This window comes from Marinomonas communis (assembly GCF_004363305.1).
GTDB lineage: Bacteria > Pseudomonadota > Gammaproteobacteria > Pseudomonadales > Marinomonadaceae > Marinomonas > Marinomonas communis.
The window spans coordinates 303,555-325,262 of the sequence record NZ_SNZA01000003.1; the positions used below are offsets into that span (position 1 = coordinate 303,555).

General features: G+C 45.0%; 22 protein-coding genes. 12 read left to right on the forward strand and 10 right to left on the reverse strand.

The window, feature by feature from the left end; translation table 11 throughout:
• Positions 1–4 precede the first annotated feature (4 nt).
• The 3 genes from C8D85_RS10445 to C8D85_RS10455 all read right to left on the reverse strand — a co-directional run bounded on the left by C8D85_RS10445 (position 5) and on the right by C8D85_RS10455 (position 2,992).
• Positions 5–1,147 carry a LegC family aminotransferase gene (locus C8D85_RS10445; protein WP_133562408.1) on the reverse strand — a complete coding sequence of 381 codons (1,143 nt, stop codon included), beginning with the start codon at positions 1,145–1,147 and terminating at the stop codon, positions 5–7.
• An 11-nt stretch (positions 1,148–1,158) separates the two neighbouring features.
• Complete coding sequence (locus C8D85_RS10450) at positions 1,159–2,346, reverse strand: UDP-N-acetylglucosamine 4,6-dehydratase (protein WP_133562410.1); 1,188 nt, start codon at positions 2,344–2,346, stop codon at positions 1,159–1,161.
• 85 nt (positions 2,347–2,431) lie between these two features.
• Positions 2,432–2,992: a DNA-3-methyladenine glycosylase I gene (locus C8D85_RS10455; protein WP_133562412.1), complete on the reverse strand. Its 561-nt coding sequence runs from the start codon at positions 2,990–2,992 to the stop codon at positions 2,432–2,434.
• Between the two features lie 59 nt (positions 2,993–3,051).
• Between C8D85_RS10455 and C8D85_RS10460 the strand changes: the two genes are divergently transcribed.
• From C8D85_RS10460 to C8D85_RS10495, 8 genes are all read left to right on the forward strand, one after another.
• Complete coding sequence (locus C8D85_RS10460) at positions 3,052–3,849, forward strand: energy-coupling factor ABC transporter permease (RefSeq protein WP_133562414.1); 798 nt, start codon at positions 3,052–3,054, stop codon at positions 3,847–3,849.
• Positions 3,846–4,475 carry an NUDIX domain-containing protein gene (locus C8D85_RS10465; protein ID WP_133562416.1) on the forward strand — a complete coding sequence of 210 codons (630 nt, stop codon included), beginning with the start codon at positions 3,846–3,848 and terminating at the stop codon, positions 4,473–4,475. The genes C8D85_RS10460 and C8D85_RS10465 overlap by 4 nt, the downstream gene beginning before the upstream one ends.
• 39 nt (positions 4,476–4,514) lie before the next feature.
• Positions 4,515–5,468: an acetyltransferase gene (locus C8D85_RS10470; protein WP_133562418.1), complete on the forward strand. Its 954-nt coding sequence runs from the start codon at positions 4,515–4,517 to the stop codon at positions 5,466–5,468.
• Between the two features lie 25 nt (positions 5,469–5,493).
• Positions 5,494–5,946 (forward strand): DUF1249 domain-containing protein, encoded by a 453-nt coding sequence (locus C8D85_RS10475; RefSeq protein WP_133562420.1) that lies wholly within the window; start codon positions 5,494–5,496, stop codon positions 5,944–5,946.
• 36 nt (positions 5,947–5,982) lie between these two features.
• Entirely contained in the window at positions 5,983–6,579 is a 597-nt protein-coding gene (locus tag C8D85_RS10480; protein WP_244936991.1) for a YqiA/YcfP family alpha/beta fold hydrolase, read from the forward strand.
• A 101-nt stretch (positions 6,580–6,680) separates the two neighbouring features.
• Positions 6,681–8,579, forward strand: a complete 1,899-nt coding sequence (parE, locus tag C8D85_RS10485) for a DNA topoisomerase IV subunit B (protein ID WP_133562422.1) — start codon at positions 6,681–6,683, stop codon at positions 8,577–8,579.
• A 156-nt stretch (positions 8,580–8,735) separates the two neighbouring features.
• Entirely contained in the window at positions 8,736–9,416 is a 681-nt protein-coding gene (locus C8D85_RS10490) for a YiaD family glycine zipper/OmpA-like lipoprotein (RefSeq protein ID WP_133562424.1), read from the forward strand.
• Between the two features lie 118 nt (positions 9,417–9,534).
• Entirely contained in the window at positions 9,535–10,143 is a 609-nt protein-coding gene (locus C8D85_RS10495; protein ID WP_133562425.1) for a UPF0149 family protein, read from the forward strand.
• Positions 10,144–10,196: 53 nt separating this feature from the next.
• Here C8D85_RS10495 and C8D85_RS10500 read toward each other — a convergent pair whose 3' ends face one another.
• Complete coding sequence (locus C8D85_RS10500) at positions 10,197–11,393, reverse strand: amino acid aminotransferase (protein ID WP_133562427.1); 1,197 nt, start codon at positions 11,391–11,393, stop codon at positions 10,197–10,199.
• A 140-nt stretch (positions 11,394–11,533) separates the two neighbouring features.
• On the opposite strand from C8D85_RS10500, the gene C8D85_RS10505 reads away from it, so the two are divergent.
• From C8D85_RS10505 to C8D85_RS10515, 3 genes are all read left to right on the forward strand, one after another.
• A complete protein-coding gene (locus C8D85_RS10505) occupies positions 11,534–12,736 on the forward strand; it encodes a methyltransferase (protein WP_244936992.1) in 1,203 nt (400 codons plus the stop codon).
• Positions 12,737–12,929: 193 nt separating this feature from the next.
• On the forward strand, positions 12,930–13,124 hold the full coding sequence (locus C8D85_RS10510; RefSeq protein ID WP_133562429.1) for a hypothetical protein: 195 nt from the start codon (positions 12,930–12,932) through the stop codon (positions 13,122–13,124).
• A gap of 133 nt (positions 13,125–13,257) precedes the next feature.
• Positions 13,258–15,636 carry an EAL domain-containing protein gene (locus C8D85_RS10515; protein WP_133562430.1) on the forward strand — a complete coding sequence of 793 codons (2,379 nt, stop codon included), beginning with the start codon at positions 13,258–13,260 and terminating at the stop codon, positions 15,634–15,636.
• Between the two features lie 17 nt (positions 15,637–15,653).
• Here the strand turns inward: C8D85_RS10515 and C8D85_RS10520 are convergent, their stop codons facing one another.
• Positions 15,654–16,349, reverse strand: a complete 696-nt coding sequence (locus tag C8D85_RS10520) for a pirin family protein (RefSeq protein ID WP_133562432.1) — start codon at positions 16,347–16,349, stop codon at positions 15,654–15,656.
• A 126-nt stretch (positions 16,350–16,475) separates the two neighbouring features.
• On the opposite strand from C8D85_RS10520, the gene C8D85_RS10525 reads away from it, so the two are divergent.
• Positions 16,476–17,402: an AEC family transporter gene (locus tag C8D85_RS10525; protein WP_133562434.1), complete on the forward strand. Its 927-nt coding sequence runs from the start codon at positions 16,476–16,478 to the stop codon at positions 17,400–17,402.
• 91 nt (positions 17,403–17,493) lie between these two features.
• On the opposite strand, the gene C8D85_RS10530 is transcribed toward C8D85_RS10525, so the two are convergent.
• The 5 genes from C8D85_RS10530 to C8D85_RS10550 are packed head-to-tail and all read right to left on the reverse strand — an operon-like array spanning position 17,494 to position 21,684.
• Positions 17,494–18,540, reverse strand: a complete 1,047-nt coding sequence (locus C8D85_RS10530; protein ID WP_133562437.1) for a Gfo/Idh/MocA family protein — start codon at positions 18,538–18,540, stop codon at positions 17,494–17,496.
• A 41-nt stretch (positions 18,541–18,581) separates the two neighbouring features.
• Positions 18,582–19,244, reverse strand: coding sequence for a YceH family protein (locus C8D85_RS10535; protein ID WP_133562439.1), 663 nt, complete (start codon positions 19,242–19,244; stop codon positions 18,582–18,584).
• Between the two features lie 9 nt (positions 19,245–19,253).
• A complete protein-coding gene (locus C8D85_RS10540; protein WP_133562441.1) occupies positions 19,254–20,051 on the reverse strand; it encodes a sterol desaturase family protein in 798 nt (265 codons plus the stop codon).
• Positions 20,052–20,097: 46 nt separating this feature from the next.
• Entirely contained in the window at positions 20,098–20,487 is a 390-nt protein-coding gene (locus C8D85_RS10545; RefSeq protein WP_133562443.1) for a hypothetical protein, read from the reverse strand.
• Positions 20,488–20,538: 51 nt separating this feature from the next.
• A complete protein-coding gene (locus C8D85_RS10550; protein ID WP_133562445.1) occupies positions 20,539–21,684 on the reverse strand; it encodes a MalY/PatB family protein in 1,146 nt (381 codons plus the stop codon).
• Positions 21,685–21,708: the final 24 nt, after the last annotated feature.

Sequence of the window (21,708 nt, forward strand, 5' to 3'; positions counted from 1 at the left end):
CTTTTTAAAGGATAGGGCTGCTTGGGATATTCACCAAATGTGCTTCTATATGTTCAGAGTAGGACAGGTCCCCTCGTAGCGCATCGCTATACATTGGTAATGTGTGCATTAACTGCCATATTGGTCTAGTCATTACACCTTGTGAATTGGTCTCTTCAAGCAGAGTATTGCGTGCTGACACATCAGGGCAAAGAATAGCGTTAAGCCAATAATTGGAGTGTGCATAATCAGGCTCAACGATAAACTGGTAAGGAGATCTACTGAACAGTTGAGCATATTGCTTAGCTAGCTTGCGCTTTGCTTCTATAAGCTGGTCTAGTCTCTCTATCTGTGCGCATCCCAGAGCTGCGTTGATATTTGGGAGACGGTAATTAAAACCTAGTTCATCGTGGTAAAACTCAAATGGATGAGGAACCTTCGCCGTGGTTGTAACATGTTTAGTGTGCTCGCCATCTTGTGTGTCAGCACATAACACCATGCCACCTCCGCCTGTTGTAATGATTTTATTGCCGTTAAAGCTTAAAGCGCCAAAGCGCCCAAAGGTTCCAGTATGTTTGCCTTTATAAAGCGAACCTAGGCTCTCAGCAGCGTCTTCTATCAAAGTCAGCTGCCATTCTTGACAGACAAGGAGTAGTTCGTCTATTTGGCATGGGTGACCAAAAGTATGCATTGGAAGCAGGGCTTTGATCATTTGTCCTGTAGACTTTAAACGACAACCTTGATGGCAAATTTCTGCGTGTTCTTCTAAAAAGCGTCGTGTTGCATTGGGGCAGATACCTAAGCTGATGGGAGATACATCAATGAAAATAGGCGCAGCACCTAATTGATGGATGGCGTTGCAGGTGGCAACAAAGGTTAGAGCTTGCGTTAAAACAAGGTCTCCTTGGCGGATGCCACTCATGTAGAGTGCCGTATGTAGAGCGGCTGTTCCATTCACCGTTGCAATAGCGCGAGGGCTGCTGGTGTATTGTTCTATACGTTGTTCGAACTGATTTACAAATTGTCCGACACTTGAAACAAAGCTGCTACGAATGGTTTCGAGAACATAGTCTTCTTCTTTACTGGTAAAGCTCGGTGCATGTAAGGGGATAAAGTCTTTGGTTTGGTAGACATCTTGAACAAACTCAATCAATAATTTTGGCGTCATGAATAGTGCCCTTACATTTTGCTATCTAGATATTTTCCAGTCTCTTTATGTCCAAAAGTCGGAATCATCTCGTAGAACAAATTGACAATGTCAGTTTTACTCCATTGCTTTAATTGTTTCATAGTAGCAATACGCTCTTCAAAAAGCCGGAGCAAAGTTTCATCATAGACAGCGTTGTTCTTGATTACGCCAAGGCTTCTGAAACGCTCCATATCTAGGCATTCATCTTGAGTAAAAAACTCTTCATAATCTTTTTCGCCTGTGGTGTCGCTTTGGGTGAATAAGCAAGGCCACATTCCTTTCTGTGGTAGTGTGGCTGTCAGTGCTCTAGCTTCGTCTTCTGTTCCGCATTCGTAAGCTTCGTAGCCTAGCTGTTCTAAGTAAAGTTTGGCTATGTCTGCAAAACTGACAAGATGAAGAGCTTCGCTGAGTTTTGGGAAGAAAATGTCTCGATTATCGCCGAAAATGCAAGACATTAGACATAGCTCACCTGATTCTTGAGGTGTAACAAAGTAGCGTTTGATGTCATAGGGTGCAACGATAGGCTGTCTCTTGTCGATACGTTGCCTGAACCCGTGTAATAGTGAACCATCTGAGAACGCAACGTTTGCAAACCGTGCGGTTGAAATGTTGGTATGTTCACTGTGTTGCATCAAGAACATCTCCATAATACGTTTTGAAGCGCCCATCATGTTGACTGGGTTTGCTGCTTTGTCAGTTGACACACAAAAATATTTTTTGACGCCTGCAGCTCTAGCTTGATGAAGCGTTTTATTAGTATTAAAGATGTTTACATCTATCATCCGCATGAGTGTAAAGGGATCTTTTTCACTACGAACATGCTTCAAGGCAGATAGATTCAAAATGTAATCATATTTGCCGTCAGCTTGGATGAAGGCATCATATTCTAATGATCCGATATCGAGCGCAAAGGTTTGAAAGTCTCCTTCTATGTAACCGTATGAACTTCGAATGTCTCGAACCAACTCAACTAGGTTGTTTTCGCTGATATCCACCACATGTAGTTTTGATGGCGAACGCTTGAAAATCTCTTTTGTTACAGCCTGCCCTATTGTCCCAGCACCACCTAGCACTAAGAAGCGTGAGGCACCTACTTCTGCGCTTAACTTGTCTTCGTTGTATTGAATATCACTTTCAAGCAATGCTCTATTACGGCCAATAAGTTTAAGCATGTTCATTTCGTGTGTTCTTCCGTTACATGTATTGAATGGGACGAGGTAAGAGGGTGGGACGGTGCTGATTGGTATTGCAAATCACAAGTGATCAAGTTTCTTTTGCCACACATCCAACCAGATGGTCATCTACCATGCCCGTTGCTTGCATAAATGCATAGCAAATAGTGGGACCAAAAAACTTAAAGCCGCGTTTTTTCATATCCTTTGAAATCGTCTCTGCTAGTGGTGTGACAGCAGGAACGTCGGCTAAGGTTTTTGGTTGGTTCGTTATCACTTTGTTGTCACTGAATGCCCAGTAGTAGTTCGCAAACGAACCAAACTCTTCTGCGATCCGTAAAAAACATTGTGCATTGCTAATCGTTGCGGCGATTTTTCCGCGGTGGCGCACGATGCTGGGGTCTTGTGACAGTCTATCTATGTCATCGGCCGTCATGCTCGCAACTTTAGTTGGGGCGAATTGATGGAAAGCATTGCGATAACCTTCACGTTTTCGCAATATCGTGATCCAGCTTAATCCCGCCTGTGCGCTTTCCAGTACAATGAACTCAAATAAGGTCTGGTCATCGGTGACCGGTTTGCCCCACTCATTGTCGTGGTAAGCGATGTATTCTGGGGAGCTCAGACACCAGTCGCAACGCAGTTCTGCCATGATTTTATTCACCTTTTTTCGTTAGATGAGACTCTATTACCAAATGAGAGGGAGTGCAAATGAACTTCGCCCAAGGGCTTTTTTACTCAGGGTTTGAGTGGTTTGGCTGGATAATTACTGTACTAAGTCTTGTGATAGGGATGCTGGCGGTTCCTTGGCGTAGCATATTGGGGGATTCACCTCTACAAAATCGCTTTTTAGGTTGTGCGGTAGTGTTGGCCTTCCTATGGCAGATGAGCGTGAACTTAAACATTGGTGTCGTGATTCATTTTATGGGTATGACGACGCTAACGCTGTTTTTTGGTTGGCCTTTAGCGTTGCTAGCAGGTTTTATCGCACAGCTAGTCGATCTCTTTTTGCATTGGCAGCAATGGCCGTCTTTTGGCCTCAACTATCTCTACAATGTGTTAGTCCCCGTTATGGTGTCATGGTGGCTACACGTCAGAATAGAGCAATTAAAGCCCAGTAACCCATTTGTATTCATCTTGGGAACAGGGTTCTTTGGTTGCGTGTTAAGCACCACCGTTACTCTTGTGTTGGCAGTGCTGAGTCTTTCTTTCTTCAGTGAAATGGAACTGAAACTAAATATTGATGAATACTTGGGCTATCTACCCATATTTGTTTTTCCAGAGGCTGTTGTGAATGGTATGTTTATCTCCGCAACGACAATTTTACACCCTCAAGTGGTGGTGGCCTTTAACGAAGAGCGTTATTTCAAGCGTGTAGATCGCGAAATGATTCTCGACGAACACATCGAACCTTCCCTCGATTTAGATCAAACAGAAGCACCAGTGGAAGACGATGACAGCCGTTATCGCCCACCGAAAGAGTGGTATGACAAGGATAAAGACTCGTGAAATTTAAGCCGACTTATCAACAATCCGATGTAGAAGTAAAAAAAGACGAAGTGGTCTATGACGGCTTCTTCAAAATGCATAAACGTGAGCTTCGCCATCGTAAGTTTAATGGTGAGTGGTCTGAGTATATGACGCGTGAAATGATGGTCCGTTCGGATGCCATTTGTGTTCTGCTGTTTGACCCTAATCTTGATAAACTATTACTCATCGAGCAGTTTCGTCCCTGCTTGCCCGAACACGAGTCCCCATGGTTGCTTGAAGTTGTCGCAGGCATGGTCGAAGAGGGCGAATCAGATGAGGAAGTGGCCCGCCGTGAAGCTTTAGAAGAGGCGGGTGTTGAGATCAAGCGCTTAGAGTATATGTTCCGCTTTGTGCCATCTCCTGGCGGATTGGTGGAGCATTTGCGTATGTATGCCGGCGAAATTGATGCGTCGACAGTCGACTTGAGTGCAACACAAGGATTGGACGAAGAAAATGAAGACATCAAGCTGCATTTGTTTGACGTCGAAGATGTGATGCCATTGCTCGAGCAAGAAATCGTCAATGCCAGTGCCATTATGGCGTTGCAATGGTTCGCACTGAATGCATACAAACTGAAACAGAAATGGTTAAACAGTGACGACTAATGTTGTTGGCTGAATAGTCAGAGAACGGAAACCAGATACGTGTTAACGAAGCTATTACCTTGGGCATTTATGCGGCCGTTGATCGGCATAATGTCTTTTATTTTTATCAGTGTGAACATACTTGTTTGCGGCGTAGCGATACATGGTATCGCTTTTATAGCGCTGGTCTGTAAATGCTCGGATCAGTGGCGTCGAGCACACATGGATCGTTGCTATCAAGCCTGGTGCCAAGGCTGCGGTTACTGGTTTCAATACGTATTAGGCATTCATTGGCGCTTTGATGAGGGTATGAAGGTTCAGCTTGATAAGAGCCATCTAGTCGTGGCCAATCATCAATCCTGGGTCGATGCGTTTATTGTGTTATTGCAAGTACAGGGGCGCATCCCCATGCCAAGGATCTTTATGAAAGATACGCTCGTTTGGCTTCCATTAGTGGGCACAGCAACCAAGCTGATGGGGTTTCCACAAGTAAAGCGTTATAGCAAAGCGAAATTAGCCGCCAATCCGACACTGGCTGAGCGGGATCGAATGATTACCCGAAAAGCTTGTGCAGACCTGATGCAAACACCAAGCAGTGTGATGACGTTTGCGGAAGGCACTCGTTTTAGTTCAATCAAGCATGCACAGCAAGGCTCACCGTATCAATACTTGCTTAAACCCAAAGCCGGTGGGTTGTGGATGGTGCTGCAAGCAATGCCTAAGCGTTTTGATCGAATCACTGATTTAAATATTATTTACTCAGGCGAAGTCCCCACATTTTGGGATTTGCTTTGTGGGAGAGTAAGTGGGGCTTATGTCAAAGTACGCCATATAGCGTTGCCGAAGGCCTACCAGTGTATCGATTCTAAAACTGATAAAGCAGCGTTCTACGACTGGCTCAATGGTTATTGGCAAGACAAAGACAGCAATATAGTGACGGATCAACAGCAGTGTTCTAAGCTTGAATTTCAGCAAAATGGACCAATTAAGAAGGGAAATAGTCTACAAAATTAGAGAACCGTAAAATGAGAGAAATATCATGGCCCATCCATACATTCCCAATCTAGTAGAGTTACAAATGCTCGGTGAGTTGAACTATCGCCGACTTGGGAAGCTTGTGCGTGGCTATGAAGAAGACGACTCTTGGCACTTTACGATTCATACCATGGGGCAACAAAGTCGCTTATCTCTGGAGTTGATGGAGGCGAGCCGCTTTACCGCCCAGGTAAAGTTAACCTTTGCCCCTGAAATCAGTATTAAATTGCCTTTCAGCAGTGAGTTGACCATGACCGTGCGTCTGTATCATGACGTGGGGATTGCTGAGATCACAGATGGACACCGCCATTACCAAGGCGCTTATCCTTATCCAAACGATGATATGCATCATCGAGATGAAAAGTTTCGCCTCAATCAACAGTTATCCGATCTGCTTGAACTGTGTTTAAAGCATGGCCACCGTCTGTACGACCTCCCGGATTTTCAATTCGCGTAACCTATTCACCCGCACTAAAGATTGATTTAAATAACTATGACGATGCTACAGCTTATTTATGTTCACGGTTTTAATAGCTCCGAACTGTCGTACAAATCTCAGCAAGTATTAGAGCGTTTACGCTCCCTTGGCTTTGCTGAACAGTTTGCTTGCCCTAGGCTTCCATGGCAGCCATCCAAGGCCATTCAGTGTTTAGAATCGATGATTGAAACCTATCGATCCAGCGGCCAAGACGTCGTGCTTGTAGGCAGTTCTCTAGGTGGTTTCTACGCGGCTTATTTAAGTGCAAAGTACGATTTGAAAGCGGTACTCGTTAATCCCGCGGTGCAAGCCCCTACGTTGCTTCAAGACTATCTTGGCAAGCAAGTAAATCCTTATACACAAGAAGAATATGTACTGACGACAGAGCACATTAACGAGTTAGAAGCGTTAGCTAATCCAAAATGTCAGCCCAACAATCTATGGTTAATGCTGCAAGAAGGAGATGAAGTTCTTGATTACCGTGCAGCATTGCAATGCTATCCCACTGTGGCACGATTGATTTGCGAACCAAATGGCGACCACAGTTTTGTCGGCTTCGAGCGCTATCTTGATGAATTGCTTAGCTTCGCAGGATTTTCGTTGAATAATTAACCTATTGTTTTGATGGCATTTGCCTCTACCAATAGCCCGTTATAGACTCTCCTCAATATTGCTTTATTTGGCGAACCTTCGCCCCGAACCTTGGAAATACCATGTCTGCAAAAGAATATAATGCTGGATCCATTGAAGTTCTCAGCGGGCTAGAGCCTGTACAGAAACGCCCAGGGATGTATACGGAAACGACACGTCCTAATCACCTTGCCCAAGAAGTGATCGATAACTCAGTTGATGAGGCCTTAGCCGGTCATGCTGACCGCATCATTGTCACATTACACAAAGACAATTCCCTAAGTGTGGAAGATAACGGTCGCGGCATGCCCGTTGATATCCACCCAGAAGAAGGAGTGTCAGGTGTTGAGTTAATCCTGACCAAGCTGCATGCGGGCGGTAAATTTTCTGGTGATAACTATCAGTTCTCAGGCGGTTTGCACGGGGTTGGCGTCAGCGTCGTCAATGCACTGTCCACCTCTTTAGAAGTGTGGGTGAAACGTGGTGGAGTACAGTATCACATTGGCTTTGCAGACGGTCATAAAGTCTCTGAGCTTGCTGAAGTCGGAACGGTTGGTAAGAAAAACACTGGTACGACGGTTAAATTCAAAGCCGACCCTAAATACTTCGACAGTGGTAAATTCTCGCTTACGCGCTTAAAGCACTTATTGAAAGCCAAAGCGGTATTGTGCTCAGGCCTACATGTGGTGTTTGTTGACCAAAGTGGGCCAGCTGAAGAGCGCGAAGAATGGTTCTATGAAGACGGCCTTAAAGACTATCTACTTAAAGCTAACGAAGGCTTCGACCTGTTGCCTGATGAGCCGTTTATTGGTGGTGTTACAGAAATTACCCAAGGGGTTGATTGGGCGGTACAGTGGCTACCAGAGGGGGGCGAGTTAATCACTGAAAGCTACGTCAATCTCATCCCAACCGCGCAAGGTGGTACCCACGTTAATGGCCTTCGTACAGGCTTGTTAGAGGGGATTCGAGAGTTCTGTGACTTCCATAGCTTGTTGCCGCGCGGTGTAAAGCTGACCGCTGAAGACGTTTGGGACCGTTGTAGCTACGTGCTATCGGCGAAGCTTCAAGAGCCACAGTTTTCTGGACAAACCAAAGAGCGTTTATCGTCTCGCCAAATCGTTGCGTTTATCTCTGCGACGGTTAAAGACGCCTTTAGTCTATGGCTTAACAAGCACGTTGAAGACGGTAAGAAAATTGCCGAACTGATTATTAGCAGCGCCCAAAAACGCTTGCGCGCGAGTAAAAAAGTGGTGCGTAAAAAAGTCACCCAAGGTCCAGCACTGCCTGGTAAGTTGGCGGATTGTGCGGGACAAGATGGTCGTACCAGTGAGCTTTTCTTGGTGGAAGGGGACTCGGCTGGAGGCTCTGCCAAACAAGCTCGGGACAAGGATTTCCAAGCCATCATGCCTCTTCGCGGTAAGATCCTAAACTCTTGGGAAGTGGATTCGACTCAAGTGCTTGGTTCCCAAGAAATTCATGATATCTCTGTCGCATTAGGCGTTGATCCTGCTGACGATGACTTATCTGGTTTGCGCTATGGCAAAGTGTGTATCTTGGCCGACGCAGACTCTGATGGTCTGCACATCGCGACGTTATTGTGCGCTTTATTTGTACGTCATTTCCCGGCGTTAGTGAGAGAAGGTCACGTATTTGTGGCCATGCCACCACTTTACCGTATTGATATGGGTAAAGAAGTTCATTACGCCTTAGACGATGAAGAAAAAGACATTATCCTGCATAAGCTTGAGGCGGAGAACAAACGAGGTACGCCAAACGTGCAACGCTTTAAGGGCTTGGGTGAAATGAACCCTGCTCAACTGCGTGAAACCACCATGGCACCTGACACTCGTCGTCTCATTCAATTGACAATGGAAGATCCATTATCGACAGGTGAAGTATTAGACAAATTGCTGTCTAAAAAGCGTGCTAATGACCGTAAAACATGGCTAGAAACCTATGGAAACCTTGCCGTGGTTGATTGATCCTTGTGAGGGATTTTTATGCCTATTCGTAAAGGTTTTACGAAGTTTTAATAAGAATAGGTAAAGAGTGCTTCACTGACAGTGTGGTGATTTTGTTTTAAACCTATACTGTGACAATCTAAAGCGACTGAAATTGATAATAAGGTGAATTGAAGGATGTTTAGACTCAAAAGTGTTGCTGCAGTCGCAGCCTTGGCCGTATTACTAAGTGGTTGTCAGTCAATGCAACGTCAAAACGCAACGACTGGAGAAACTGAAACGAATTCAACTTCCAAAGGGGCGATAGTTGGTGCAGTTTCCGGGATTCTCATAGGTTTAGGAACTGGTGACAACGCCAAAGAGAGACGCAATCGTGCGCTTGCTGGTGCCATTGCTGGCGGTGCAGTGGGTGCCGGTGTTGGTAACTACTTCGACAGGCAAGAAGCTGAGTTGCGTGAGGAATTGCAAAACTCAGGTGTCCAAGTTCGTCGTGTAGGACAGGATCAACTTGTGTTAGTGATGGAAAACGGCATTGGCTTTGAGTCTGATTCATACATGTTGGATTCCTCTATTTACAGCACATTAAATGGTGTGGCGCGAGTACTTGTCGAATACCCTGATACCGTGTTGATGATCACTGGCCACACTGACAGTACAGGAAGTGAGTCTTACAATCAGACGCTGTCGTTAAAGCGTGCAGAGTCTGTTAGTAGTTATTTAGCTGGACAGCGAGTGGCTACAAATCGGTTATCGACCATGGGGATGGGAGAAACATCACCTATCTGTGATAACTCAACCAGCCAAGGCCGTAAATGTAATCGTCGTGTAGAAATCAGCATTTATCCAAAAGCTAATTAGTCTCTATTTGTTCCGCGTTGACTCATTCAGTGAGTAAGCGCGGAACAATCCCCCCTGCGAAATCCCACAAAACCGTTTACACTTAGTGTCTACTTCCAACAAATAATAGAGATGTACCATGCAAGACGATGCTTTGCCGATTGAGGCTATGTACGAACGCCTCGATTACTACCTACATAACTATGGCAGTGAGCGCTCTATAATGAGTGTTTCCGAGCTTGATGGTTTTGTGACGGCTATCGGTTGCAGTAAAGATCTGCTTGCGCCAAATGACTGGTTTCCAGCAATTTGGGGAACCAGCGAGGATCAGCCTGCATGGGGAGATAAAGAGGAAGAAGACGAATTTTACGGTTTGGTGATGTTACTTCATTTAGAAGCGGTTGATGGATTAATCAACGGTAACCTTAACCCTATTTACCTTGAACATGATGATCAAGCAGGTCATGTGACGGTCATTGTTGAGGATTGGTGTGTTGGGTTTATGCGTGGAGCGAGGCTGACTGGTCTAAATCAAGCTGGCGATCGAGAGTTTCGTGATGATGTGCTCGCCAGTGTTCGACTCTTTGGCACGCCTGCCGGATGGAAGAAACTGGAAGCAATGAGCGATGCGGAATTAACGTTCTGGCAAGAAAGCTTAGAGTCTTCAGTCGTGCGTTTGGCTCAGTTTAATCACCCAGAAATTCAGATAGATTCTGGTACAGAGGGCTCGTCACCGACCTTACATTAGTTAAAAAAAAGGGGCTTCAAGTGAGCCCCTTTGTCTATATGTTGTGCGCTTTATTAGCCAACCACCTTTGCAATGGACTCGCATAGGTAATCAATGTTGCTATCGCTGACACCTGCTACACTCATGCGACCGGTGTCTGCAATGTAGATGGAATAATCAGAACGCAATGTGCGAACTTGCTCTAGTGTTAGGCCAGAGTAAGAGAACATACCGCGCTGTTTCTCGATAAAGCTGAAATCTTTGCTCACACCGGAAGCCGCTAGTTTTTCCACTAACTTGCTACGCAGGCCATTGATGCGATCACGCATTTGCGTCACTTCTTGTTCCCACATAGCGTACAACTCAGGATTGTTCATAATCGTGTAGACCACGGTTGCACCGTGTGCTGGTGGCATAGAGTAGTTCGCTCGAATAGCTTGACCGATGATCGAGAAAGCACTTTTCGCTTCTTCTGCCGTTTCAGCAATGACACTTAAACCACCACAACGGTCACGGTAGATACCGAAGTTTTTCGAGAAGGAATTAGCGATCAACATGCTTGATACGCGTTCAGCCATGTAACGTAGACCTGCCATATCTTCTTCAAGACCGTCACCAAAACCTTGGTAAGCAGCATCCACTAGAGGCAGTACGTTACGCTCGTTAACCAAATCTGTCAGTGCATGCCAATGTTCGATTTTTAGATCGACGCCAGTTGGGTTATGGCAGCAAGCGTGTAGAAGTAAAACGTCGCCTTCTTTAAGTTCTGCTTGCAGGAAACTCATCATGTCGTCAAAGCGAACATCGTTAGTTGCTGGATCATAGTAAGGGTATTCAATCACTTCAACGCCTGCAGAGTTGAAGATAGAAGTGTGGTTACCCCAGGTCGGATCGCTTACAAACAAACGTGCGCCTTTTAGGTTAGCACTGATAAAGTCCGCAGCTACCTTAAGAGCGCCTGTGCCACCCGGTGTTTGCGTTGATTGAATACGGCCTTGTTGGATGACATCGCTGTTGGAACCAAGCAATAGGTTCTGAATCAGTGGTGCAAATTCTGCTGCGCCGTATACTCCCAAATACGCCTTGGTTGCTTCGTTTTCAACCATTATAGCTTCCGCTTTTTTAACGGACTCTAGAATTGGTGTGCGACCTAAATCATCTTTATAAACACCCACACCTAAATCAATTTTCTTTGGATTCGGATCTTGTTGGTGGGCAACGATTAGGGCTAACAAAGGATCGCCAGGAACGGCTTTCAAGTGTTTAAACATAGTGGGAGTTTTCCTTACGGGTTTGGGTTCAGTTCACGTATTAAGTGACCAAAAGGTTCTCTTATTCTGCCCGTTTGACGCTAAAATACAATTCAATCAAACGTGAATAATTACGAACTTTTAATAAACTGTACAAAAAATTGAACACTACAAAATACTTGCTCTCAGAAGAGGGTTATCAAAACCTATTTAAGCAATTAGATGCATGGCTGTTTGAGCATAAGCGCTTGTGGGATGTACAGGCATTTCACTCATTAGAGCTGCCTTGGTTGGAGACAGATCCCGAGATGTGTCAGTGGTTGTCTTGTCATGAGGGTATTCCTAGTTCTGATCAAGTAGAAGCTGCCTTGTTGCGGTTTCTACCCTCTTTTGCACCTATGCAATGGAATTGGGGGGATTTGACACAGCCAGATGCCCTTGTCGAACCTTCTAGCCATTTCAAAGCCGGTATAAAAGGGCGCAAATGGTCGCAAATCGAAGCATTTAGCCGATCGATTCAACCAACATCCGAAGTCGTTGAGTGGTGCGCAGGGAAAGGACACCTAGGTAAGCTTATTGCGTTTCAGCATCAGTGTGCTGTGCATAGTTTAGAGTGGCAAGCCAGCTTATGTGAAGCGGGGCAAGCAGAAGCAAGCAAGCGACAAATTTCACAGCGTTTTAGTCATACCGATGTTTTAAAAGGTGAGGGCAAATCAGCGCTGTGTGATGCAAGCAGTGCAGTAGCATTACATGCCTGTGGCGATTTACATAGCACCTTGATTGAACAAGCCATTGAAGCACACATTCAGTATTTGGCTATTTCTCCATGCTGTTACCACTTAACTAACTCTTCAAACTATCGACCTCTTTCACAGGCTGCTCTGGCTGCCTGTACACATCTTTCTCAGGACAACTTAAAGCTGGCTGTTAAAGAGGTCGTGACGGCGGGGGCGCGTGAACAGCGTTTAAAAGATGTAGAGCTAGCGTACCGTTTAGGGTTTGATGCTTTGCAGCGGCATGTTTTACAGCAGGATTCATATTTAACGGTGCCATCTTGTGGCAAAGCTTTGTTAAACGATGGTTTTGCTGCATTTGTCGATTGGGCCTCTCAACAAAAGAATCTTTCTTTTAAGTTGTCCTCTGAAGCTTTGCAAGAATTTGAAAGTATAGGGTATCAACGAGTGATGCAGGTACAGAAAGTAGAAAGTGTCATGCAGTATTTTCGCCGTTCACTTGAGCTTTGGTTGGTATTAGACCGAGCATTAAGATTAGAAGAGACGGGTTATCAAACCTTGATAACTACGTTTTGTGATAAAGCGATCACTCCCAGAAATATACTGATCACCGCTAATCTTAGAGCCTAAAACATCGATGTTGAGTAAGTGTTTTGGCGCTGATAAGTAAATTTTGAGTCAGCTCAAATAAAAGTGATTATCATCCATTGCTTTCGCAACAAAACGGGCGCATGATGTTGTTATAAACAGCATGAGTTTGAGGCAATGTCATCGCCGCCCAAACTGCTTATCAAAATAGCTGTATGCGAAGGAACCTATCATCATGAAATACCTATACATGGCTGGCGTTTTAGCTGTCGCTCTTTTCGTTATTATCACTCCAGATGCCGATAATGCCTTTGAGGCAAACCTTGAAAACTGCAACTCCGATAATCTTCGACAAATCACCGATGAACGCATGATGTGGCAATTGTCTGGTGAATGCCAAAAGGAAGGCATGTACGAATTAAATAGTTAGTAACAACTATTTTTTACATTCCTTAGTAGAGGTTCTCGAAGAATCTCTCTAATCTTATACACATAATAAATTAGCAGCGGATGCACTTTCAGTGGGCAAAGGAACGACCTTTACCGTATTCTGGGGTGTATGAGTGTTTAAAATAGGGCTTTGGTTGGGCTTGTTGTTGACCTCGTTGATGACTCAAGCCGCCACAGACACAGTGCGTTTGCAGCTAACGCGACAGCATAGTTTTGAGTTTGCTGGTTATTATGCCGCGCAGCAGTTGGGCTATTATGAAGAGGTTGGCTTGCAGGTGGAGTTGTTGCCTGGCGATCAGCATACCAATGTCTACAGTTCTGTTGCGACAGGGAAGGCTGAGTATGGCGTGGGAGATAGCTCTGTTTTAATAGAGCGTAGTCGGGGGCGACCGTTTTCCATCATCGCGGTGATTTTCCAGCATTCACCGGTCATTTTTATTACGCAAAACCATATCTTGTCCTTGGATGACTGGCTGGGTAAGCGAGCCATGTTAGATGGCTCCTCTGATGAGCTGCTATTGTACCTACAGCAAGAAGATGTGGATCTGCTTGATCTTTCTTTTCTTCGCCACTCCTATGACCCATTAGATCTAGTCAATGATCAAGTGGATATCATGAGTGCTAACAGCCTGATCGAACCATACGTCTTATCGAAACGAAACTATCCATATCGAGTGTACATGCCTCGAACGGTTGGGATTGATTTCTCCGGTGATAACTTATTCACGACAGAAGCAGAAATCACTCGACACCCTAAGCGGGTTGATGCCTTTAAGGCTGCCAGCCTTAAAGGCTGGGACTACGCTATGAAACATCCCGAGGTGGTCATACAGTGGTTGATGTCTAACTATGATAGCAATCACGAACGAGACTATTTGGCTTATCAGGCACAAGAAATGTTTGGCCTGATACAGCCGACCTTAATTGAGATCGGATACCTTAATGAATCCCGCTGGCAGCAAATGAAGCGAATTTACCAACGAATGGGAAAGTTAGACCGCTCTTTTGATCTTCGACCGGCCCTTTACCAACTCGAGCAGCAGCGAAATTGGCGCGATATACTTTTGGTAAGCGGGATTGCCTTTTGCGCTGTGTTAGTGCTGAGTGCTGTCGTTTGGTACGTGCTACGTACAAATAAGCGTTTAGATCAAGCTTTGAAAGAGAGCCAGCAAGTCCGAAAGCAAGTTGTGCTTCAAGCTAACCAAGACCCTTTGACTGAGCTTAATAACAGGCGTTTTTTTCAAAAGCGTCTGCAATCACTGGCGCAAGCTGCAGAAACTGAAATGCAGCCGTTTGCCTTGTTCTACTTAGACCTAGATCGTTTTAAACATGTGAATGACCTCTTTGGTCATCATTGGGGGGATTATCTCATTAAGGAGGTTTCCAAGCGCTTGTTAAGCTGTTTGCCAAGTGATGCTGAGCTGGCTCGTATTGGTGGTGATGAATTCACTGTACTGGTATCAGGCGGGCATAGTCGCTCTCACTTACAAACTTTGGCTTTGGACATCCTAAATGTGGTCGAGAAGCCTTATTTACTCAACCATAATGAAGTGTTTATCTCTGTGAGTATCGGCATCACATTAGCTCCGTTAGACAGTACGGAGCCTTCTGCACTTTTGCAGTATGCCGATGAAGCAATGTATGAAGCGAAATCTAAAGGGCGTAATCGATGGTGCTTTTTCAGTTTTGATTTACACCAAAAATCGGTAGAGCGCCAAAGCTTAACCAATGACTTACGCCAAGCTTTGGCTAATGATGAACTGTTTTTGCTCTATCAGCCAATTGTAGATCTTAAAACCAATAGGCTAGTGAAATTCGAGGCGCTCATTCGTTGGCAGCACCCTGTACGAGGTATTGTCCCTCCTGATACGTTTATTCCAGTGGCAGAAGAGTCTGGGCTGATTTCAGAGATTGGTGATTTTGTGTTTAAGCAGTCGCTTCGACAGTTAGCTCAGTGGCGCTCCCATTACGCTCATGACCTAATGATGAGTATTAACATTTCTCCATATCAATTGGCGGCACCAGATTTACATATGGTGGGCTGGTTTGATTTCTTGCATAAGCTGGGGTTGCCAGGGGAAAGTGTGAGTCTGGAGATCACTGAAAATATGCTAATGCACCATACTGATGTGGTATCGGCGCAACTGTTGGCGTTTCGAGATCAAGGTATTAACGTTGCGCTGGATGATTTTGGCACGGGCTATTCGGCACTTGCATACCTTAACCGACTCGATATTGATTACATTAAAATTGATCGATCTTTTGTCAAAGACTTGCTTGAAGGTCATATGGAAAAAGACTTGTGTGAGGCCATTATCTCCATGGCCCATAAATTAAGTCTAAAAGTCATTGCCGAGGGGATTGAAACTGAGCAACAAGCTGCGATTTTACAGCAGTTTGGCTGTGATTTAGGGCAAGGTTACTTGTTTGCTAAGCCCTTGCCCGTTGAAGACGCTGAAGCATTACTGGCGTCACAAATGATGGAAAAATAAATGCAGTGTTTTAGCGTCTAAATCAAGTCGAAAAGAAGTACTTTGACTTGCTCAGATTGCTTGGCAAATTTCAGTAATTCCAATTGTTCGATTTTGGCTCCGTCACCTTGCCCAAGCTCGATATCATCGTTCAGTGTTAATTGACCCTCGACAATGTGAACATAATAGCGACGGTCCTTTTGAATAGGCCATTGAGCATCATCTTGTTGCTTTAGTATTAGCTGTGTCAGGGACATGTCCTGCTTTATTTGCAAGGTACCATCGCGACCATCTGGTGTAATGATGGTAGTGAAGCCTTCTGATTCACCAAAGCTTTTCTGCTGATAACCAGGCGAACCACCAACGCTGTTTGGTTGAATCCAAATTTGTAGAAACTTCAATGTATCAGTTCTCGATGCATTGAACTCGCTGTGAAATATTCCTTTACCAGCTGACATTAGCTGATATTCTCCAGCAGGCAGTTCGCGCACATTACCAGCACTGTCTTTGTGAGCAATCGTGCCTTGTGTTACCAAGCTGATGATCTCCATGTCTTTATGTCCATGGGTTTCAAAGCCCATGCTTGGAGATACCGTATCATCGTTAATGACGCGTAACGAAGAAAATCCCATATGTTTGGGATCAAAATAATGACCAAATGAAAAAGTGTGGTGGCTGTCTAACCAACCAAAATTTGCATGGCCTCGTTCTTCTGCAGGTCGTATAGTAATCATCATAAACTCCTAATTGAGACTCGTATCGAGTGTATGAGATGAGTTTATATATCGAAAAAGTAAATTAAAAACGCAATATTTAGCAGTTTTTAATCAGTTTATCTGATCTTTATAAAGGGAATTACCATGTCATTGTTCATTGCCATTCTTCCAGTATTTCTACTGTTGATTATGGGAGCTTTGTTACAACGTTGGCGTTTCCCTTTTGAAGGCTTTTGGCAGGGCGTAGATAAACTGGTGTATTGGTGTCTGTTTCCGGCGCTACTGTTCTCCAAAACCAGTGTCATTGATTTCACCAATCCTATGTTAGGGCGCTATGGCATAGTATTAATCAGTGCATTGTTGATCACGGCTATTTTTACCTACATTGCTGCGCGATTAATCCATGTACCTGCCCCGACCACTACATCGATGCTACAAGGTGCAGTGCGTTTTAATACCTTTATCACGCTGGCCTTGGCGGATCGTTTGTATGGTACCGAAGGGCTGATATTTGCCGCGTTGGGTGCAGCCGTGTTGATACCATCAGTGAATATCTTTCTGGTGGTGACCATGGTTACGATGCATGGGAAAAAACAACAATCCTTGGGGCGTCTGATTGTTAAAGAGTTATTAAGAAACCCTTTAATTTTAGCGATTGCTTTAGGGTTGGGTTTAAACGCAGTCAATTTGACGCCTATACCAATTGTTTCTGATATGACACAAATGCTTGCTCAGGCAACACTGCCGTTGGTGCTGTTAGCGGTTGGCGCGGGAGTAAAGCTCACCGCTATTCGCTCTGTCGGCGCTTCGTTTTGGTGGTCTGCAATGGGGCGGTTTGCTGTGTTCCCATGTTCGGTATTGTTGGTTTGCTGGCTGCTGGAAATCCAAGGCTTAGCCGTATACGTCGCGTTGTTGTTTGGTGTAGTACCCACAGCAACGTCTGCTTATGCGTTAGCAAAGCAATTGGGAGGCGATGCGGACAATATGGCAGCATTCATCACTTTACAAACGGCAATGTCACTCGTGACCGTGCCATTTAGTATTGCATTAGCACAGTCCTGGTTAGGATAGGGGTATTTAGAGTAGGTGTTAAATTAGCCAATGATTCGTTTTTGAGATTCATTGGCTAATTTAGTGTGTTCAGTTCGGTTGGCTGAAAAAGCTAGTGCTTGTGATGGCCATGCTCATGATGGTGGTGTTCGATATCACAGTCGTGTCCGCAGGGCTCAGGTTCTCCTGGGTAGTAGACACCGATATCTTGGCGAACTTCATCCATCGTTGCTAACAAGTTAAGCGTGTCTTCCCAACTGTGATTTGGGCTTTGCAGTAGACCTTCTTGCAAACAGCGATTCACTTCTTCCACTTCGAATTGATAGCCAAGTCCTGGAAAGTCGAATTCAATGGCATGCTCGGCACCGCCATTTTTAACCAAGGTTAAGGTTTTGGTTTGATACCATTCTTGTCCAAATTCAATATAACCGTCACTGCCAGACAGAACCGCTCTATTAGGTTGTTGTGAAATAATGGAGGATTCTAGGCTGGCTAGCTGACCACTCTCCCAACCTAACAGTAATTGCTCGAATACATCCACATCAGTATCTCCAACTACGGCCTGATTCTGAATGAAATCCGGTTTGCCGAAGAACAGTTGTGCTAAAAAGATCGGGTAGATCCCCACATCGAGTAATGCACCACCGCCGAGATCTTTATTAAACAAACGGCCTTCTGATTGGCTTGTCGCATTAAAGCAGAAACTTGCTTGAACGCTTTGCAGTAGACCAATCTCACCTTCTTCGACCCATTCGATCGCTTGCTCCAATGCGGGATTAAAGCGTGTCCACATGGCCTCCATAACGAAAACTTCATGCTGTGCAGCAAGCTCGAAGAGCTCCTGAGCTTGTGTTTCGTTAAGTGTAAACGGTTTTTCACATAGCACGTGCTTACCAGCTTTAATGCAGGCTTTGGTTAGTTCAAAGTGCAGACTATGGGGGACAGCAACGTAAATAACATCCACTTCATGACTGTTAATCAATGAGTAATAGTCAACCATCGACAGCTCAATGTCGTAGCGCTCTGCAAAGGCATCTGCTGCTTCTTTTCTGCGTGAAGCCACGGCTCGTAAAGTGCCTGTTTTAGCGTGCGCAAAATCTGCGGCAAAGGCTTGAGCGATGGTACCTGTACCAATGATTCCCCAGCGTACTTCATTCATGGGAGTCTCCTAAGTGGAAGAAGGTGAGTGTTATGTCGCTATTATAGTTCAGCCTGGCCTTCTAGGGCAGCTAGTCGCTGTGTTAAGTCTGCAACGGTTTGCTCTAAATCGGCAATTCTTGACTCGAGGGAGACGGCACTGCCATGGTTTACTTGGGTATTATTAGAGGTTTCTTCGCTGTCTAGGTTGCTCTCTGTACAAAACAGCTCTTGATAACGTGCCTCGCGTTTACCTGGTTCTCTTGGCAATTGTTCTACGAACGGCCCGCCTGTTTTTTGCTTCAGGGACTCTAGATCTTGTTCTACTTCACCGATGCTTGCAAAAGCGTGTAAGCGACCACTCCGAGATCTTAGTTCACCGGGGGTTTGTGGTCCCCTTAGTAGCAGCATACAAACGATGGCGGTTTCGCCAGAGTTAAACTGCAAATCAGAAAACTCCGTGTTACAGAAACGGTGTTGGTATTTTGGTACGCGACTTCCAGAGTAAAATTCTTCTGTTACGAGACTGCGAGCAACCAGTTGATCCAATGTGTCCTGTACATCGATTTCGCTGTAATTCACCACGGGATCGCGACTCGATTTTTGATTGCAAGCATTGGTCAGTGCGTTGACGCTTAATGGATAGTGATCCGGTGTCACGATAGATTTTTCAATCAGGCAGCCTATTACTCGTGCTTCCATGGCTGTTAATGTGTAATACGACATTTATTTCTCCTATTTCGAGTGCCTTTTACGTTTGAGGGGGAATCTAAAAGGCATGTTGAGCAGTTCTTGAAAGCGTTCAGGGGCATAGTGCTGTGTTTGCGGCATGCCAATGTTGATCTGGTCATCCCCTAATTGCGCCTGTTTCCGATAGCTTTTGAAAAGACGGTCCCACACGCTTAAGCAAAAGCCAAAGTTACTATTGGCCTCGTGATTGAAACGCGAGTGATGAATGCGGTGCATTGCTGGCGTAACGATTATGTAGCGCAGTGCGGCGTCGATTCGAGAAGGTAGACGAACATTAGTGTGATTAAACATGGCCATGCCATTTAGCAAAATATCAAAGACTAAAATAGCCGCCGCAGAGATCCCAAATAACCAAACCGCCAGTGCTTTGATCAGCAGTGAAAGCAGTATTTCGAGCGGATGAAAGCGTACTGCGGAGGTGGTGTCTAATTCCGGATCACTGTGATGAACACGATGCAGCCTCCAGAACCATGTGATGGTGTGAAATAATCGATGCTGCCAGTAAATAAGCAGGTCTAATAAAATTAACGATATGACCAAAGCCAATATGGGTGGCAACACGGCAAGCGGTGCAAAGGGGGCGGCGGGTAGTAAGGCGACGCAGACCAATATAAGTGGTTGCGCGATGCGAACGACTAAGGCATCAATTAAGAGTAAGCCGATATTATGGCGCCATCTAAGTCGCCACGAGTGGAGTGGTTGTCGTGGTGACAGGTGCTGCCAACTGAGTAACACGACAACAAATAATAAGAACAATAGTAGACGCAGTTGGTAGTCGATCATGCCGATCCATTTTTGCGAAGGATGACGCTAGTCTACACTACTTTTATCAGTGGAGTGCTTGATCTAGCTGATGTTTTCTTACCATATCGACTTTTAGTAAGGCTAAAAGTTCCACCAGAACATTTAAGTTTACGCGATCAAGGCTGTCGATCAGTATGCAATGATCCCCCAAGTGGACATTCTTTAGGCGATCACAGAAGCTTGAAATATCTAAATCGCTTGCATGATATAGACTCAAATTTTGTTTGTGAGGTACCAATGCAAATGCCCAATCTTCTAAGAGGTAAAATACGTTCACTCCTTTTTCGGGAATGATTTGAGCAGTGGGGGCGATGGCAAAGATAAGTTCTTTTAAGGTAGCAATATCGGTTGTGACATCTTGCTCAGGACTTGGGCTTAGTCCTTGTAAGGCCACTTCTTTTAAGGTCGTCAACATAAACACCTCTGAAAATGTTACATGGCGTATGTTGACGACTTTTTGCAGGGGCTAAGACTTGGATTCCAAAGCAATCAATATACGATTCATGGCTTGTTCTAACTGCGAACGTGAACAACCAAAGTTTAGGCGAATAAATCCAGGTGCGCCAAATCCTGCGCCATCAGAAATACCGACACCCGCTTTGACAAAAAAGTCGTGGGGATTTTCAAGCTGATACGCTCGAACGTCGAGCCACGCGAGATACGTTGCTTCATGCTCCGCCATCTGTATAGATGTGCCTGCAATACGTTCTTGGATGTAGTGGAGGTTGCCTCGTAAATACTCTAACAATGACTCGTGCCAGCTTTGGCCATCTCGATAGGCGGCTTCTGCAGCCACTAGCGCCAATAAGTTGGGGGCAGGAATAAGGGCTTCCCTTGCTTGATTAAAGCGCTGTCGCAACTTGCTATTAGCAATAATGGCGAATGCATAACCTAAGCCAGCGATATTGAAGGTTTTAGAGGGGGCCATCAAGGTGATGGTGCGCTGGGCAGCGTCTTCATTCAGGCTAGCAAATGGAATGTGCCGAGCGTCGTTAAGAATTAAGTCGCAGTGGATCTCATCTGACACCACTAAAAGATCATGACGTTTTGCAATGGCATGAATGGCTGACAGTTCTTGTTGGGTATAAACCGTGGCGCCAGGGTTATGTGGATTACAAAGCAGAATCATCTTTGCATCCGCTTTATTACATGACTCTTCAAATGTTTTGAGATCTACAGACCATCTATTTCCTTTGAGTACAAAAGGAATTCTGTCCAACTTTCGATCAGACATCTCTGGTGCTTTTGTTAGATGGTAATACACAGGACTGGGTACAATGATTCGATCTTGTGCTTCAGTAAGGGCCCTGACAGCCAAATGCAGGGCACATACTAAACCTGGCAAATGGACAAAATGTGCAGCAGATGGCACCCAATCATAACGAGTCTGGCAATGGCCTTGAATAGAGCTTACTAGTGACTTCGATGCGTAGGTGTAACCAAACACGCCTTCGTCAATACGTTGGATTAAAGCGTCTTTAATGCATTGTGGAGAGTCGAAATCCATATCCGCCACCCACATAGGGATGACATCGCTAGGGTATTTTCCCCACTTATCACTGTTTTGCTGACTTCTATCGATGATTTTATCGAAATCCCATGCCTGACTCATATACACTCCTAAAGAGGCAGATCA